Origin of the sequence: Paenibacillus cellulosilyticus (genome assembly GCF_003182255.1) — a bacterium.
Classification (GTDB): domain Bacteria; phylum Bacillota; class Bacilli; order Paenibacillales; family Paenibacillaceae; genus Paenibacillus_T; species Paenibacillus_T cellulosilyticus.
The window spans coordinates 1-15,849 of record NZ_QGTQ01000013.1 but is presented as its reverse complement, the minus strand read 5'-3'; the positions used below and the strand labels follow the sequence as shown (position 1 = coordinate 15,849).

Genomic DNA, 15,849 nt, shown 5'->3' with positions numbered 1-15,849 from the left:
ATGATGCATGCAGTAGTTGTCCGTTCATACGATAAAGGTCCGGTATATGAGAAAGTTGAGGAGCCGCAGCCGCAAGGGCCGCATGAAGCGGTCGTTGAAGTGCTCGCCGCAGGCTTGCACCATTATGTACGGGCACAGGCTGATGGCTCGCATTATACAAGCAAAGATAGCAGCGGACTGCCGTTAATTCCGGGCATCGACGGCGTCGGTCGACTGGCAGATGGTAAAATGGTCTATTTCGTAGCTCCGGACACATCATTTGGGACGATGGCAGAGAAGACGGTTATTGACCTCCGCCGAAGCGTGCCGCTGCCGGAAGGAGCAGACGCTGTTCGTATCGCTGCAACGATGAACCCTGCGATGTCCGCCTGGGTGGCGTTGCGACGACGCATTCATTTTGAACAGGGGCAGAAGGTGCTTGTGTTAGGTGCAACTGGTAGTTCGGGGCAAATGGCAGTTCAGATTGCGAAGCTGATGGGAGCAAGTGAGGTTATTGCTGCTGGGCGTGATCAGGAGCGGCTGGAATCGTTACGTGCACGAGGGGCTGATGTTCTAGTATCGCTGGCAGGCGATATTGGGGAAGCAGCTGCGCGATTAGGTGAAGCGGCTGCAGAGGTCGATGTCGTTATTGACTATCTATGGGGAAAACCGGCTGAGCTCGCGATGGTTCCAATGCTGATGAAACGATCGGACCGCAGCCGGTCATTAACTTGGATTCAAATCGGCTCCGTTGCAGGGGCTTCTGCTGCAATCCCTTCCGCCGCATTGCGTTCTGCTAATTTCCAGCTGCTCGGCAGCGGGCAGGGCTCGGTCACGGCAGCGGGTTATCTGGCTGAGTTCCCAGCGTTGATCGAAGCGATACTGGATGGCAAGCTTCAAGTGCATGCAGTCACCTGCCCGTTGTCGAAGGCAGAAGAAGTATGGAGTGCGCCTTCATCCGCAGAACAACGAATCGTATTCGTTCCTGGACTGGATTCGGGCGCAAACGTAAAGTTTATTTGGTCGCGATGATCATGAAGCGTTTGGCATTCGTTCTTATTCCATGCTCCGTCCGATTATCTGCGATGAACTGCTCGAGTACGGCAAAATCATGCACGTCATGACCGAAATTCGGAATGATCGGCGTATGCTTGAGCAAGAAGAGCAAGTCTTCGGCGCTGTGGTAGTATTCCGCAGCATCGTATTCGAATGATTGCACTGAGCGAAAGCCTGCTTCGCGAAGCTCCGACTGGTACTGCTTCAATAAGGTGCCATCAGGAATGCCGAAGGCTTGTCCACGAGAGAAGGCCTGCTTTAGGTTCATTTTGTCGCCTTCACTGACCTGCTGTGTTAAGAAGAAGCCACCGGCTGCCAATACTCGCGAAACTTCAGAAGCAAAGAAGCCGCAATGGCGGTTCGAAACGATGTTGAAGAACGAATCAGGAAAGTTCAACAGCTGGTCAGCGTCCATCGGCAGGATGCGCACGTTGGATTTTCCTGATCGTGTTATATTCAAGTTTGCCGTCTCCAGCATGCCGGAAGCATTATCAATGCCGATGAGCAGCAGTGCTGCATCCGCGATCGACAACAGCGCTTCCCCGCCGCCAGTTCCGATATCGAGTAAAATGTCAGATGGACGGCATCGCGAAGCAACCTCTTCGTAAAAATTCCACTGTACGCCCGTCGTTGTGCATTTCACATGGCTGAAATTCCAGCCGTTCAGTCTTCCTACTTGTTCATAGAATTGCTTGTATTCCGTTGGATTCATATCATTCATCCTCTCATGAGATTCGTTCCAGATTGAAGGGTTTGCGGTAAGAAGTCAGGTCAAAAGGGCAGAAAAACCCCTTGTTAGCTGGTACGCGTTGTGCCCAGCCCGACTACTAGCTACCTCGAACGCTCTGGAACATATCCCTTTCACCCCATGCAGAAGAATGTACCTATTATATAGGTAGTAACACCGATCGTTCAAGTATCGAAACAAGTTCAACGAAACGGCCCTTCTGACCGATATATAGAGTGAGGAAAGGTGACGCGATCGGAGGGGGATGAGATAGAGATGGAGCCAATTCGGAATTCCGAGCATTTGAAGGAGTATGTGAAGCTGCACCCTGACAATCGAATGGCTTGGTATTTGCTTGGCAAGCAATATGAGCAGCAGGGCAGAGCGGCGAAAGCTAACTATTGTTTCATCCAGGCAGGTGATATTTACGAAGCCTATGAGCAAAAGCCGGATCCACTGTCCGAGGCGCAGGAGCAGGTGCGCGCCCAAGCGGAGCATGCGATGGAATGGCTGCGCAAAGAACGGCTGCGTCGAATTCGTTGGCGTGGCATATATGTGCTGGCTGCGATACTTCTGCTAATCGCCGTATTCTCATTCAGTCGATCGAAGACTAATAATGTAGCTGCGCCTGCGGCAGGTCCGTATTCGGGGAATGCAGTTGGTGTAGAACTCGTCGAGGCAACGACTGCCGATGAGATTGGCACAGCGATGCAGCGTTTAATGGTTGGAGACGACCGTGCAGCGCTCGGTATTGCGGCACGACTGCAGCAGGATGGAGAATGGCGTAACTGGAATGGCACAACAGAGCTGCTGTTTGCCGTTGAACAGCAGTCGCAAGGTGGTGTCATGCAGCTCAGCTGGTATGAGTCGCGGTTGTGCAGCTGCTCGCCAGCTGACGCTTCGAAGTCGTATGCCGCATATGGACAGTGGGCGCAAGAGCAGGAGCAGCGGTGGACGCTGGCAAGCGGGATTCGATATTACTATACCCGGACAGGTCAATGGCCGACATCGGTTGACGATCTAGCCCAGTCTTATCCGAACAACTACATTGCTGGAGATACACCGCTAATGCAGGCGATGTTCGAATCGCTGCTGTCGGATCTGAAGGATAAGAGTAAAGGGCAAAGTGTTGAGTCGGGAGCTGTGGGTACGAAAGAGGAGAAGGACGCACAGATGGCTGCCTCTGTCGGAAACGGGAAAGCGGGAGCGGGACAAAAGGATGATGCGACGCAAGAGGCCGCTGCAGCGTGGATGTACGAACCGCTTCAAATTCGTGTCGACAAAAAGACGCATCGACTTGCCGTTATTAGCGGCGATATTATAATCCGTTCTTACAAGGTAGGGCTTGGAGGCGATCGGACGCCGGAAGGATCGTTCCTAATTAGCGAGAAGGTGAAAAACCCGAATGGCCGGGATGACGGACCTTATGGCAGCCGGGGAATGACGCTGTCGGATACGAAGTATGCGATCCATGGAACGGATGAACCGCAAAGCATTGGCGTAGATGATTCGCTTGGCTGTATCCGAATGAGCCAAGAGGATCTCGAGGAGCTGTACGATCTCGTGCCATTGGGCACGAAGGTGACGATACAGCAAGGGGGCTTGTCCGCCACTGTATCAGTACCGGCGGAACGTTTCCGCCTGGAGCCAAAGCAGGACGAGACAAACCCCCGTCGTACGTATGCATGGTTAAATTGATGGAATTTCAATTAGGTGAAAATAAGCAGCAAAATCATGGCGATAAGAATTACGCCAAAGATTGCAACCCACCACACTAACATTTTTTTGTTAACGGACTCAGGTTGCTTGGCCTTCATCGCCGGTGCTTTACGTTTCGGTGCGCTCATGCACTTCACCCTTTCTATCGAAACAAAGTAATGATCTACCAATGCTATTATTGTAATCGTTTACTTCCATAGCTGCAATACTTGGGCTTGTCGATGGTGTTGTTCCATATGACTGAAGGGCTGCAATCTGACGCTGCAGCCCTTTTCTTTTCGTTTAGAAACAGATAAACTGAAGAGTAGAGGATTGAGACATACATAGAGGAAAGAACGGAGTGAACACATCAGTGCTGTATTCCAAAATATTCAAGCCGTTTATGTTCCGGCTGGATGCTGAACGTGCGCATCATTTGACAATCGACAGTTTGGCGGCCGCAGGACGTATACCTGGCGCAACGTCGATTCTGAATGCGATGTACGGCGTCAAACCTTCACCGGAGCTGGCGGTTGATTTGTTCGGCTTGCATTTTGACCATCCTGTCGGCTTGGCGGCCGGTCTAGATAAGAACGGCGAAGCGACGGATGGCTTCTCAAACACCGGCCTTGCATTCATGGAGGTAGGTACGGTAACGCCGAAGGGGCAGGCAGGTAATGATCTGCCGCGGTTGTTCCGTCTGCCATCTGACGAGGCGCTGATCAACCGAATGGGCTTCAACAATAAAGGGGCCGAAGCAATGGCGGACAAGCTGTCGCGCCGTCGCAGCCGCAAAGTGCCGCTCGCGGTTAACATCGGCAAGAACAAAGTAACGCCAAACGAGCTTGCGCATGAGGACTATCGGAGCTGCATTCAGACGTTGTACGATCAAGGCGATTTCTTCGTCGTCAACATCAGCTCGCCGAATACACCGGATTTGCGCGCCTTGCAGCATGGCGATGAACTGAAGCTCCTGCTGTCCACAGTAAACGAAGAGATGGGCAAGCAGGCGGCGAAGCGTAAAGCAGCCGTGAAGCCGATTCTGGTGAAGATTGCGCCAGATATGACAGACGAGCAGCTCGAATATACGGTCGATACGATTGCTTCTAGCGGCGTGTCTGGCATTATCGCGACGAATACGACGTTGTCCCGCGAAGGACTGACGCATCCGAATGCGAAAGAAGCTGGCGGCATGAGCGGCAAGCTTCTCTGTGCTCGTTCGACAGAAGTCATATCGGCTGTCTATCGCCAGACGGGCGGCAAGCTGCCTATTATTGGCTCCGGAGGCATCTTTACGGCTGATGACGCATACGATAAAATTTGCGCAGGTGCGAGTCTGGTCGAGGTTTATACAGCTCTCATTTATAAAGGGCCGGATTTGTTCCGCGAGCTGACCGATGGATTGAAGGAACGGCTGAAGCGTGACGGATTCCGATCGATCCAAGAAGCGGTAGGCTCCAATCACCACTAATCGAATCAGGAGGCGGCCGGATGGACGGAAGGAACTGGACATTATTTCTACAACCTTATGAACAGACGGTAGAGGAGCTAAAAGTCAAATTCAAGACGATGCGTGCCGAGTTGAAGATGCGTGAGGCATACGCTCCGATCGAGTTCGTAACCGGCAGGGTTAAGAAAATATCAAGTGTCTTGGAGAAAGCGAAGAGGCTGAACGTTGCGCCCGATCAGCTGGAACAAGGAATTGAAGATATTGCGGGCATCCGCATTATGTGCCAATTCGTCGATGATATTCATCGCGTGGCGTCACTCATTCGTTCGAGGCACGATCTAGCGCTCGTATACGAGAAAGACTATATAACGAATTATAAGGACAGCGGATATCGCAGCTACCATATGATTATCGAGTATCCGGTTCAGACGGCGCTCGGTCTCAAGAAGGTGCTGGCTGAGATTCAGATTCGGACGCTCGCGATGAATTTCTGGGCGACGATCGAGCATTCGCTGAACTATAAATATAAGGAAAGCTTGCCGGACGAGGTCAAGGAGCGGCTGAAGAAAGCGGCGGAAGCCGCATCGCTGCTCGATACGGAGATGTCGAGCATCCGGCAGGAAATTATCGATGCACAGCGCGATTTCGAGGAGAACTCCAACGTTGTATCGCGCGTGCTGACTGGCATTCAGCATCTGTACTTCTATAACCGCTTCCGCGAAGCGGCGCAGTTCCAGCTTAAGTTCAACGAGCTGTGGGAGCACGAGGATGTATTCGGCTTGAAGCAGCTGTCAGACGATATTGAACAGGCAATTGTACGAGCTAAGCGCGGCAATTAGCCTTCACCATTCACATGAAGACCGGGCCGGCCTTGCGGTGAGCCCGGTTTTTCATTTGTGAAAGGCCTATTATGGAAGTGAATTCGGGAGATGGCAGGCAGTTAGGATACATAAAAGTACTCTATTCGACTCTTCTAGCTGCTGGAGGATGGTTAAAATACATTTATGTGCTCTATCCACTACGTTCGATGAATGGCGGGCAGTTAGGATACTGTAAAGTATTCTATCCCGCACAAAAGTAAGCTTGCCCCAACGGGGCACGCGATTCCGAGCACGCAGTAACGAATCCGCGCCTCTGTTCATCCCACGTTTCTCCTTCCGGGGTCCAGGGGACGGGAGTCCCCTGGGGTCCTCCCTAGCAGGGAGGATTTAGGTGGGTAGAACTCCTGAGGATTTAGGTGGGTAGAGCTCCTGAGGATTTAGGTGGTTAGAATCCCTAGGTGGGTAGAGCTCTTTAAGAATATTATTTAAATAAGCGGGGTCATAGGGGCAGCGCCCCCCTATTTGTTCAGGAGGACAATCAATGAAACAACAGTTGCCGGAAGCGTTCGTCGAAGGAATGAGAACGCTGCTCGGCGAGCAATTCGATGCTTTTATGGCATCTTACGATGCGCCAAGATTATACGGCTTGCGTTCCAACAGCTTGAAGATTGATCCGAAGCAGTGGCGGGAACTGTCGCCATTCCAGCTTCGTCCGATCCCATGGTGCGAGACGGGCAGCTATTATGATGGCGACGATCGACCAGGCAAGCATCCGTATTATCATGCGGGCCTCTACTATATACAAGAACCAAGCGCGATGGCGCCTGTTGAGCTCCTTGATGTGCAGCCCGGTCATCGCGTGCTCGATCTGTGCGCGGCGCCTGGCGGCAAATCGACGCAAATTGCGGCGAAGCTGCAGGGCAGCGGCGTACTCGTTACGAATGACAACGCTGGAGAGCGAACGAAAGCTTTGGCTAAAAATGTAGAGCTCGCCGGTGTTCGCAACGCTGTCGTGTTGAATGAGGAGCCTTCGTCGCTCGCGCCAGTGTTCGCAGGCTGGTTCGATCGGATTCTCGTCGATGCGCCATGCTCCGGCGAAGGCATGTTCCGTAAGGACGAGTCCATGATTGCCGCATGGGAGCGGCATTCGGTCGAGCGATGCGCAGGCATGCAGCGAGATATTGTACGTCATGCAGCGAAGATGCTGGCGCCGGGCGGCATTCTGGTCTATTCGACCTGCACGTTCTCTCCGGCGGAGAACGAGGTGCAAATTGCGGCGCTTCTCGCTGGCGAGCCTGAGCTGGAGCGGGTGACGATTCAGCTTGCGCCGGGCTTCGTCGAGGGTCGCCTGGATTGGGGACAAGCTGGCGAAGTTGGTTCCGAGGGTGATGCACCAGAGGGCAACAGTCAAGACGATCAACCGGCTCAGACAGAAGCGGATGCTAGTGGGGAGAAGCATGTTGGTCAAGCAGGCACTGATGCAGGAGATCGAGTCGCGGAGTCAGGCATGGCACGTTTGTGGCCGCATTTGCTTGACGGCGAAGGGCACTTTGTTGCCGTTGTACGGCGGAAGCCGCGTACAATAGATGGACAAGCCGATATGGATGCTGCGGCTGAGGCAGCCGCGGTTAGCCGTCGTAGCGAGACACTCGCTGCTAGCGAGCAGTCCGCGAGCCGTGGGAAACGCGATCGGCTTGAACGCCGCGATGAAGGACGCAGCGGACGCGGCGATCGCTCGCCGCGCGGAGGCGGCAGTGGTAAAGGCGCGCCTGGCAAACACGCCGCGAAAGGCGGTAAAGCCGGTGGTGTGGCTGCAACTGTGGTGGATTCAGCAGAAGCATGGCGCAGCTTCGCGGAAGAGCATTTGATCGGCGCGGACGAATGGGCAGGCAGGCTCGTCGCATTCGGCTCGCGCGTTTATTGGCAGCCGGAAGGGCTGCCATTGCTGGACGGGCTGCGAGTAGTTCGAGCAGGCTGGTACTTAGGCGATGCGGGGCCGCATCGCTTCGAGCCATCGCAGGCGTTGGCCCTTGGCTTACGTCGAAGCGAGATCAAGCGGTCATGGAGTGCGGGAGCAGATGATGCGGCGATCGTGCGATTTTTGAAAGGGGAAACCCTTCATCTGGCGCCTGAGGAGCTGACCATTACCGGTGATGACACACCGCTTAAAGGGTATACGTTAATCTGTGTCGACGGCTATCCGATCGGATGGGGCAAATATGCGTCAGGCATGCTCAAGAACGAGCTGCCGGCGGGTTGGAGATGGGTGTAACGATGGCGAAAAAGGATAAAGCGGCAGGGGCAAGGCTTCGGCTGGACAAGCTGCTGTCGAATATGGGCTATGGTACGCGCAGCGAGATCAAGCGGGCAGTGAAGCAGGGACTCGTCACGGTCGATGGTAAAATCGTCAAGGACAGCGGCATGCAAATTCAGCCCAACGAGCAGCAGGTTGCTTATGCAGGTGAAACGGTTGTGTACCGTGACGTTATCTATATCATGATGCACAAGCCGCCGGGCGTCGTCTCGGCAACGGAAGATACGCGCGATGAGACGGTGATCGACTTGCTGGAGCCGGATGATCGGGTGCTGGCGCCTTTTCCTGTAGGGCGATTGGATAAAGATACAGAAGGACTGCTGGTGCTGACGAATGATGGTCAACTCGCGCATGATCTGTTGTCGCCGAAAAAGCATGTACCCAAAACTTATATCGCGAAGATTCATGGCAGCCAGCCGGTGAGCCTCAATGATAAGAAGTTGTTCGAGGAGGGCGTTGAGCTGGATGACGGCTATGTGACGCTGCCCGCTCAGCTTGTTGTCGACTCGGCCGAGTTGCATGGCGAGATGTATGAGTGCTGGATTACAATTACGATCCATGAAGGCAAATTTCATCAGATCAAGCGGATGTTCCAAGCGGTTGGCAAGCAGGTTGTTTATTTGAAACGGGTATCGATGGGGCCGCTTGTGTTGGACGAAACGCTTCCTATTGGTACGTATCGAGAGCTGACCGAGGAAGAGGTCGAGCTGCTGCGATCGCATAAGAATAGTGACCGACCATAATAACAAAGAGCGGAGAGTGAGAAATATGGTGACAAGAGAAGTGCTGCCATTCGAGTTGATTGCATTGGATGTAGACGGTACGCTGTTAACGGACGATCATGAGCTGACGGAAGGCACTCGCGAGGCGGTACGCGCGGCTGGCCTGCGCGGTGCTGAGATTATGGTATGTACGGGCCGAGGTCCTGGCGGTGCTTTTCAAATTATGGACAAGCTTGGCCTGCAAGGGATCGTTATTACGCATAATGGCGCAGCTACGATTGATGCCGACGACAAGCGCATTGTCCATCAGTATGAATTCACAGTGGAGCAGGCTACTCGCTATATGAACTACTGCTGGGAGCAGGGAATCCATTTTGACCTGAATACGGCGTTCGATCTGTATCTGTTCAACCAGATTGATCAAGAGGGACTCGACATGTATGCGAAGTACGGCATCGTGCCAATCGTCATTGCGAAGGATCAGATCCCAACGGGTCTGGTCAAAATGACGGTATTCGCGGATCCCAAGACGCTCGATAAGGTCGAGGCCGAATGGCGCAATTGGGATACGGAGCTGCAAATTATCCGGAGCGGGGAATACTTCATCGATATTCAGCATCCTGCGGCTAACAAAGGCAGTGCGCTGGAGCAGTATGCGAAGCAGCAAAACATTCCGCGCGAGCGCGTCATGGCGATCGGCAACTACTATAATGACATCGGCATGCTGCATTTCGCAGGATTGGGCGTTGCGATGGATAATTCGCCTGAAGAGGTGAAGGAAGCAGCCGACGAGCAGACGCTCTCGAATGCAGAGGACGGCGTGATGCACGCGCTGAACAAGTTCGTGTTAAACGTATAGGGTGATTAGAACGGAAAAAACGCCAAGCAGCTAAGCTGCTTGGCGTTTTCTGTATTGGTGTCGCAATGCTCAGGTGATTAGTACAAGATTCCGCGAGTAACAATTACCAGCAGAATGAACAGAACCAGGATGACACCTGCCGTCGTGAAACCTCCACCGCCGTATACACCGGACATGCGATATTCCTCCCTGACTCGAAATTCCGGCACCCGAGGCTGCTTTGTCTGTTGTTTCGTCTTCCTCGTTGCTCGGTATACAGTATCATATGTCGATCAGCCCGTAACGTTTGGACATTTGCCCTGTATCCCGCAAGATTGGGCATAAACCTAAGGGATGAACCTAGTCGAAGCGCCAGATACATGAAGGACGTTCATCCGTGCATGACGGCAGCATCGGAGACGGCTATCCGATGCTGTGGCAGTTGGTTAGGACATGCGTCAATGATTATGTCAGGCGGCGAAGGCCCTTAGGCAAATGGTTCTTGAGCTGACCGCCGCTTGCCTTGGCCCAGCCGAGTGGGAAGTTGTCTGTTGCGACGATCGTCCAGCCAGAAAGATTGCCGCTCATGTCGGTTAAGGCTTCGCCGCGAAGGTAAGCTGCCGTCTCAGGCGAATCCGCTTCGAAGCTGGCGATACGAGCTGCCTCTTCAGCCCGAACGGCGAGCGCAAGGGCATGAGCGGGCTCGATCCGCTTAGTCTTGAGCTCACCGAGCTGGAGGCCGGGCCGCACGACCTTTAGCCCTTCAATGAGAGACGCGTTGAATCGGCCTTCCTTGTCGTGAGGCAGCCAGTAGAGCGCATCGCCGAAACGAACGGGTTCACCAGGACCAAGCTTGAAGCCGGGCAATGCTTCTTCGGCGAATGCATTGAACAATTCCATGTCGACAGCAAGCGAGCTGCTGTTGCCGGGTTTGGTTTTGCCTTTGCTGCGCTGTGGCGCGTTTCGATTGTCCCTGCTTCGTGCTTGATCAATCGGGACGAAGGTGGTGTAACCCATTGATGCATCCTTCGTCAGCACGGCTACAAAATGCCCCTCGCCTTCGCATTGATGCGGCCACAGCCGTTCCGATATTTCTAACCTGAACTCGGGATGTGCGGCGATGAAGGCTGCCATTGCGTCTTCATTTTCCGAGCGATTGAACGTACAGGTTGAATAAACGAGACGCCCGCCGGGCTTCAGCATCATCGCCGCGTGCTCGAGAATGTCGGCCTGGCGATCCGCGCACATTTGCACATGATCCGGCGACCACTCGCCGATGGCATCAGGATCCTTGCGGAACATCCCCTCGCCAGAGCAAGGTGCATCAAGCATGATGCGATCGAAAAATAGCGGGAAACGTGCGGTTAACACATCCGGCGATGCGCAGGTGACGACGGCATTACGAATGCCGCAGCGCTCGACATTTTCGCTAAGGATGCGGGCACGGGCTGGATGAATCTCATTGGTGATCAGGAGGCCTTCGCCTTGCATACGGCCGGCGATTTGTGTGGTTTTGCCGCCGGGTGCTGCTGCAAGATCAAGGATCGTCTCGCCTGGCTGTGGATCGAGTGCCTGAGCAGCCGACATAGCGGAAGGCTCCTGGATATAATAGATGCCTGCGGCATGGTAAGGATGCTTGCCGGGACGTGTCGCTTCATCATAGTAGTAGCCGGTCTCGCACCAAGGGATCGGCCGAAGCGTGAACTGTTGTTGTAGATGTTGAATGGCTGGTTGATCTGCGCTGCTGCTCAGTTTCAACGGATTCAGACGCAGGCCGTATGCGCGCGGCGCGTGGAAGCTGGTGAGAAACTCGTCAGCTTCCTTCTCGCCGAGCAGCTCCCGCATCTGATGGACGTAAGTATCTGGCAGCGTAATGTTGGATTGTAGTTCGGATGTATCGGACAACGTAACGCACTCCTTCGATGTATTGGAACAAGTTCGATTATGATGGAATAAGGGTCAAAAGCAGAAGAAGCCAAGGCATCCGCGATCGGGCCTTGGCGTTCTGCTATACGAAAGGCAGGAGCCGGCGATTACCGTCCGCGCCGTCCGCCTCCGTTATTGGATCGGCCGCCGCTGCGACCGCCGCCTTCAGAACGACCGCGGCCACCGCCGCCACCGCGTGGTGCGTCGGAACGTCCACGACCGCCGGCATTGCCGCCGCGTCCCTCTGAATTGCCGCGCCTGCCGCCTGCTGCGCCTGCTCCGCCACGGCCGCTCGCTGGAGCGGATTCCCATGGATTCGCATTCGCATCAGCACCGCGCTTATTCGAAAGAACACTGCCACCTGCGTATGAACCACTGCGTGGTGCGGATGAACCGCCACCGCGTCCTGCAGGCGCATTGCCGCCGCGCGGAGCGGAGCCGCCACGGCCCAGTGTCGGTGATGGTTCGTTCCAAGCCTCGGCGTCGAAGCCGCGCTTGCCGCCAGCTGCTGAGCCGCCGGAGCGCGAAGCGCCGCCGCGTCCACTAGCGGGTACTGCGCTCCAAGAGCCGGCTTTCGCTGCGCCGCGACCGCGGCCATTAGCGGATTCGCCACGACCACCGCGACCTGGCGCGGATTCGCCGCGTCCTGCTGCGCCGCCACGACCGCCAGCACCGCCACGACCGCCAGCACCGCCGGAGCGTTGGTCTGCACCGTTCGCTCTGCCTCTGCCGCGTGGACCGCCGGATTGACCGCCGCGGCTTGCCGATTCTCGTTCTTCCTGAGCTCGGCGGCCTTGCTTGTCGGGCTTAACGCGAATCGGCAGATCGCCGCGTGCAACAGCCGAATCGTCACGGCGTTCAATTCTTGTGTTGAGCGCGCGCTCGATGTGAGCTACAGCTGCTGCATCGCGTGACGTCATAAGCGTAACGGACATGCCGTTGTTGCCGGCACGGCCCGTCCGGCCAATACGGTGAACATACGATTCCGCATCCATCGGCAGATCGTAGTTGAATACGTGCGTGACGCCCTCGACGTCGAGACCGCGCGCAGCAACGTCTGTCGCAACGAGGACTTGGAGGCGAGCATCGCGGAACCGTTTCATAACCTGCTCGCGCTTCGCCTGCGACAGGTCACCATGCAATTCATCACTCTCGATGCCACGTTCTTGCAGCGCTTCGTTCAGCTTCTTTGCACGAACCTTCGTCCGGCAGAATACGACCGCGAGGTACGGACGGTAGCGTCCGATCAGCTCGATGAGCGTATCTTCCTTGCGGCGATCCGTCGTCTCAATCGCGATCTGCTTGATCGTATCAACCGTTACACGTTCCGGCGTGATGCGTACATCCTCCGGGTTGTTCATATATTCAGAACCAAGCCTGCGGATCTGGTCTGGTATCGTCGCGGAGAACAGCATCGTCTGACGATTCTGTCTAGGCATCTGCGAGATGATCGATTCAACATCCGTAAGGAAGCCCATGTGCAGCATTTGATCCGCTTCGTCGAGGACGAGCATGCGGACTTTGCCTAGCGATACCGTCTCACGGCGCAGGTGATCGAGCAGACGTCCAGGCGTTGCTACAATAATATGCGGCTGGCGGTTAGCCAGCTTGCGGATTTGGGATTCCACGTCCTGCCCGCCGTAGGCAGCGAGGACGCTTGCACCTGCAGCAGGGGCGAGCTTCGCCATCTCTGCTGTAATCTGCAGCGCCAGCTCACGCGTTGGCGTGAGCACAAGTGCTTGCGTTTGGTTCTTGCTCGTGTCGATGCGGGAAAGCAGCGGAAGCGCGAACGCAAATGTTTTGCCCGTACCGGTCTGCGCTTGTACGATCACGTCCACGCCTTTGAGCGCGAGCGGGATTGCTTTCGTCTGAACCGGCGTAGGCACCGTAATCCCATATGATGTGAGAACACTCGTCAGCTCTTGCGAGACGCCAAGTGTTGCGAACGTAGTTGCCATTGTCGTAAAAACTCCTCTTTGTTACGGTTGTCAATAACCGTCTTAATCCTATCCAGTATACCAGTAACCGCGTTTTGGTGCACCTTTCCTAGTCTGGATGATCGGGTTTGCTTTCGAAGATGCCTATGCTATACTATTGCCCAACACAGATAGACAACGGATTAGTGGCTTCATTAATAGTCTAGATAAAATGAAGGTGATTACGGCATGGCATTCGGCGTAAGCAGACAGGAGCTGCAGGAGTGGAAAAAGCGTGTGCTGCGCGGCGAAATCGCTCTGCTGACCCATTACTGGTACGATGAACGTTTTCCAGACAATCGGACGATTACGAAGGTTGGATGTATCGACCTGGATCGACTAGCGGACTGGTGCCGCACGCACGGCCTCGATCCGAAGTACATTCATCGGCGGGAGCAGTTCCCGCATTTTGACCTGATCGGGCCAAGGCAGCGGGTGATACTGGAGCAGTTGGGCAGACAGGATACGGTGGAAAAGTTTCGATTATAAGTGGATACAGCGGATATGTCCGAAAGCATCGGAGACTTCTCTTGGGAGAGGTCTCTTTTTTGTTGGGTTCTACCCATCTAAATCCTCCCTGCTAGGGAGGACCCCATGGGTTTAAGGTTATGCTTCCGATGTGGTTTCCTTACGGAAACCTTTATCCCTGGACCCCGGAAGTTTGGTGGAGTGACGGACTCGGGAGCGTGTGAGTTGCTTGCCCCGTTGGGGGATTACATTTTGACAGGATGAAGATTACAAAAAAGAGAATGAGAGGTGCACAATATGTTGAAGGTTTTCAGTTCTGAGCAACTGCCGGAGCGGATTTTGTTAGCTTTTGAATATGCGCATAAATCGATATTGCTGGATGAAATTCGTCGGCTGCCAGGGCGGGCATGGCATCCGGACTTGCTGGCTTGGTCAATACCGACAAGCGCGATGAGTCGCGAGGCATTGATCACAATGTGCAAGCGGAAATCTGTTGTCTGCGAAGTTGCACCCGATCTGCTGTTCAGAACTCCTCAGCTTGCGATGCTTATGGAGATAGGGATGTTGAAAAATGATGTGGAGCGGGATATTCGAGGCATTATCACAAAGGTTGACGAGCATATGCGAAGACGTGGATATGGCGTGCGGACGCGAAAAGCGTATCGTGGACATATCGAGCGTTTCCTGAATGACTATGGCGGAGGAGAGGAAGACATTCATAATGAGCATATCAAAGCTTATACGCTGAAGCTGATGGATGCGGGCAGAGCACATGCTTACGTGAATCAGGCGATAAGTGCGCTGCGCTTCTGGCTGTGCGAGGTTGAGGGGAGAAAGGATTTTCCGAACAAATGGGAGCGGCCCCGTCGTCAGCGCAAACTGCCAAACGTACTATCAACTGATGAAGTGCTCCGGTTGATCGGGACGGTCACTAATCTGAAGCACAGGACCTTGTTGTCGCTCGTTTACTCCGCAGGCCTTCGAATCGGGGAGGCAGTGCGACTGAAGCCGCAGGACATCGATCCAGTACGCAAAGTAATCAAGATTCGACAGTCCAAAGGAGCCAAGGATCGCTACACGGTTCTATCGGGAGCTGCTTACGAGATACTTAAAGTCTACATGGTGCGGGAAAAGCCGGTCCACTGGCTCTTCCCAGGAGCCGAACCAACCAAACATCTGACCGAGCGCACGATGCAGCACGTGTTCGAGCGTACACGGGATCAGTTGGGTCTCAGATCCTCGGCAACTTTGCATACGTTGAGGCATTCTTTTGCCACCCATCTACTAGAAGAAGGCACCGACCTGCGCTACATCCAAGAGCTGCTCGGCCACGCCAGCCCCAAAACAACCCAAATCTACACCCACGTCACCGTCCGCGACGTCCGCCGCATCCAAAGCCCGCTAGACCGTGCTTTAGCTGCTCATCAAGATGGTAGTACGTTACTAGATGGGGATAACACAGAGAGAAGCCGAGGGCGTGATTGATAAGATAATGATTTCTCCAGTATGGAATTATATAGTAAAATAGTATGAAGGTAGTTGGAGGTGCGTGGAGGAGGGGCGCGGAGAGACGCGGGTTCATGTGTATTAACGACATTCAGAGATACAAACGATGAAAGTATATCAATGAATTACAGAGACAAAGACGTTATCGGACAGACTCGCAATGGTTTTGAAAACCTAGATAATAAGGGAAAGATCGAAGAGTGATTAAAGATCAAAGAACATGTTGGAGATCGAAGAGCGATTAAAGATCAAAGGACTGTTGAAGATCGAAGAGCAGTTAAAGATCAAAGGGCATTATTGCAGAGCGAAGACGATTGAAGAACGGTATGAATGTAGCTCGAAGAAGGCGAGACCGTCCGATAACACCG

At 54.2% G+C, this 15,849-nt stretch carries 14 protein-coding genes; 9 read left to right on the top strand and 5 right to left on the bottom strand.

What is annotated here, in order from left to right; genetic code table 11:
• Positions 1–1,011: a quinone oxidoreductase family protein gene (locus DFQ01_RS16695; protein ID WP_217490332.1), complete on the top strand. Its 1,011-nt coding sequence runs from the start codon at positions 1–3 to the stop codon at positions 1,009–1,011.
• Here the strand turns inward: DFQ01_RS16695 and DFQ01_RS16690 are convergent.
• Positions 995–1,747 carry a class I SAM-dependent methyltransferase gene (locus DFQ01_RS16690; protein ID WP_110045034.1) on the bottom strand — a complete coding sequence of 251 codons (753 nt, stop codon included), beginning with the start codon at positions 1,745–1,747 and terminating at the stop codon, positions 995–997. The genes DFQ01_RS16695 and DFQ01_RS16690 overlap by 17 nt on opposite strands.
• A gap of 291 nt (positions 1,748–2,038) precedes the next feature.
• On the opposite strand from DFQ01_RS16690, the gene DFQ01_RS16685 reads away from it, so the two are divergent.
• Positions 2,039–3,460: a L,D-transpeptidase gene (locus DFQ01_RS16685; protein WP_110045033.1), complete on the top strand. Its 1,422-nt coding sequence runs from the start codon at positions 2,039–2,041 to the stop codon at positions 3,458–3,460.
• Positions 3,461–3,471: 11 nt separating this feature from the next.
• On the opposite strand, the gene DFQ01_RS31160 is transcribed toward DFQ01_RS16685, so the two are convergent.
• On the bottom strand, positions 3,472–3,609 hold the full coding sequence (locus DFQ01_RS31160) for a hypothetical protein (protein ID WP_174812598.1): 138 nt from the start codon (positions 3,607–3,609) through the stop codon (positions 3,472–3,474).
• A 224-nt stretch (positions 3,610–3,833) separates the two neighbouring features.
• Between DFQ01_RS31160 and DFQ01_RS16680 the strand changes: the two genes are divergently transcribed.
• From DFQ01_RS16680 to DFQ01_RS16660, 5 genes are all read left to right on the top strand, one after another.
• Positions 3,834–4,931: a quinone-dependent dihydroorotate dehydrogenase gene (locus DFQ01_RS16680; RefSeq protein WP_110045158.1), complete on the top strand. Its 1,098-nt coding sequence runs from the start codon at positions 3,834–3,836 to the stop codon at positions 4,929–4,931.
• 20 nt (positions 4,932–4,951) lie between these two features.
• The gene (gene yjbM / locus DFQ01_RS16675) at positions 4,952–5,749 is read left to right on the top strand and encodes a GTP diphosphokinase (RefSeq protein ID WP_110045032.1); all 798 of its coding nucleotides are present in this window, start codon (positions 4,952–4,954) and stop codon (positions 5,747–5,749) included.
• A gap of 523 nt (positions 5,750–6,272) precedes the next feature.
• A complete protein-coding gene (locus DFQ01_RS16670; protein ID WP_110045031.1) occupies positions 6,273–8,003 on the top strand; it encodes an RsmB/NOP family class I SAM-dependent RNA methyltransferase in 1,731 nt (576 codons plus the stop codon).
• Positions 8,004–8,005: 2 nt separating this feature from the next.
• The gene (locus tag DFQ01_RS16665) at positions 8,006–8,788 is read left to right on the top strand and encodes a pseudouridine synthase (RefSeq protein WP_110045030.1); all 783 of its coding nucleotides are present in this window, start codon (positions 8,006–8,008) and stop codon (positions 8,786–8,788) included.
• 25 nt (positions 8,789–8,813) lie between these two features.
• Positions 8,814–9,626 carry a Cof-type HAD-IIB family hydrolase gene (locus tag DFQ01_RS16660; protein WP_174812599.1) on the top strand — a complete coding sequence of 271 codons (813 nt, stop codon included), beginning with the start codon at positions 8,814–8,816 and terminating at the stop codon, positions 9,624–9,626.
• 77 nt (positions 9,627–9,703) lie between these two features.
• Here DFQ01_RS16660 and DFQ01_RS16655 read toward each other — a convergent pair whose 3' ends face one another.
• The 3 genes from DFQ01_RS16655 to DFQ01_RS16645 all read right to left on the bottom strand — a co-directional run bounded on the left by DFQ01_RS16655 (position 9,704) and on the right by DFQ01_RS16645 (position 13,489).
• Positions 9,704–9,802, bottom strand: a complete 99-nt coding sequence (locus tag DFQ01_RS16655) for a hypothetical protein (protein ID WP_006036210.1) — start codon at positions 9,800–9,802, stop codon at positions 9,704–9,706.
• Between the two features lie 268 nt (positions 9,803–10,070).
• Positions 10,071–11,510 carry an RsmB/NOP family class I SAM-dependent RNA methyltransferase gene (locus DFQ01_RS16650; protein ID WP_281272016.1) on the bottom strand — a complete coding sequence of 480 codons (1,440 nt, stop codon included), beginning with the start codon at positions 11,508–11,510 and terminating at the stop codon, positions 10,071–10,073.
• Positions 11,511–11,638: 128 nt separating this feature from the next.
• Positions 11,639–13,489: a DEAD/DEAH box helicase gene (locus DFQ01_RS16645; RefSeq protein ID WP_110045029.1), complete on the bottom strand. Its 1,851-nt coding sequence runs from the start codon at positions 13,487–13,489 to the stop codon at positions 11,639–11,641.
• Between the two features lie 207 nt (positions 13,490–13,696).
• Between DFQ01_RS16645 and DFQ01_RS16640 the strand changes: the two genes are divergently transcribed.
• Positions 13,697–13,996, top strand: a complete 300-nt coding sequence (locus DFQ01_RS16640; protein ID WP_110045028.1) for a hypothetical protein — start codon at positions 13,697–13,699, stop codon at positions 13,994–13,996.
• A gap of 276 nt (positions 13,997–14,272) precedes the next feature.
• The gene (locus tag DFQ01_RS16635) at positions 14,273–15,460 is read left to right on the top strand and encodes a tyrosine-type recombinase/integrase (RefSeq protein WP_245946753.1); all 1,188 of its coding nucleotides are present in this window, start codon (positions 14,273–14,275) and stop codon (positions 15,458–15,460) included.
• The last annotated feature ends 389 nt before the right edge of the window (positions 15,461–15,849 follow it).

Bases quoted from the DNA above. Each gene is read 5' to 3' on its own strand.
- DFQ01_RS16695 (WP_217490332.1), top strand. From the start codon at position 1: ATGATGCATGCAGTAGTTGTCCGTTCATACGATAAAGGTCCGGTATAT.
- DFQ01_RS16690 (WP_110045034.1), bottom strand. From the start codon at position 1,747: ATGAATCCAACGGAATACAAGCAATTCTATGAACAAGTAGGAAGACTG.
- DFQ01_RS16685 (WP_110045033.1), top strand. From the start codon at position 2,039: ATGGAGCCAATTCGGAATTCCGAGCATTTGAAGGAGTATGTGAAGCTG.
- DFQ01_RS31160 (WP_174812598.1), bottom strand. From the start codon at position 3,609: ATGAGCGCACCGAAACGTAAAGCACCGGCGATGAAGGCCAAGCAACCT.
- yjbM (WP_110045032.1), top strand. From the start codon at position 4,952: ATGGACGGAAGGAACTGGACATTATTTCTACAACCTTATGAACAGACG.
- DFQ01_RS16670 (WP_110045031.1), top strand. From the start codon at position 6,273: ATGAAACAACAGTTGCCGGAAGCGTTCGTCGAAGGAATGAGAACGCTG.
- DFQ01_RS16665 (WP_110045030.1), top strand. From the start codon at position 8,006: ATGGCGAAAAAGGATAAAGCGGCAGGGGCAAGGCTTCGGCTGGACAAG.
- DFQ01_RS16660 (WP_174812599.1), top strand. From the start codon at position 8,814: ATGGTGACAAGAGAAGTGCTGCCATTCGAGTTGATTGCATTGGATGTA.
- DFQ01_RS16655 (WP_006036210.1), bottom strand. From the start codon at position 9,802: ATGTCCGGTGTATACGGCGGTGGAGGTTTCACGACGGCAGGTGTCATC.
- DFQ01_RS16645 (WP_110045029.1), bottom strand. From the start codon at position 13,489: ATGGCAACTACGTTCGCAACACTTGGCGTCTCGCAAGAGCTGACGAGT.
- DFQ01_RS16640 (WP_110045028.1), top strand. From the start codon at position 13,697: ATGGCATTCGGCGTAAGCAGACAGGAGCTGCAGGAGTGGAAAAAGCGT.
- DFQ01_RS16635 (WP_245946753.1), top strand. From the start codon at position 14,273: ATGTTGAAGGTTTTCAGTTCTGAGCAACTGCCGGAGCGGATTTTGTTA.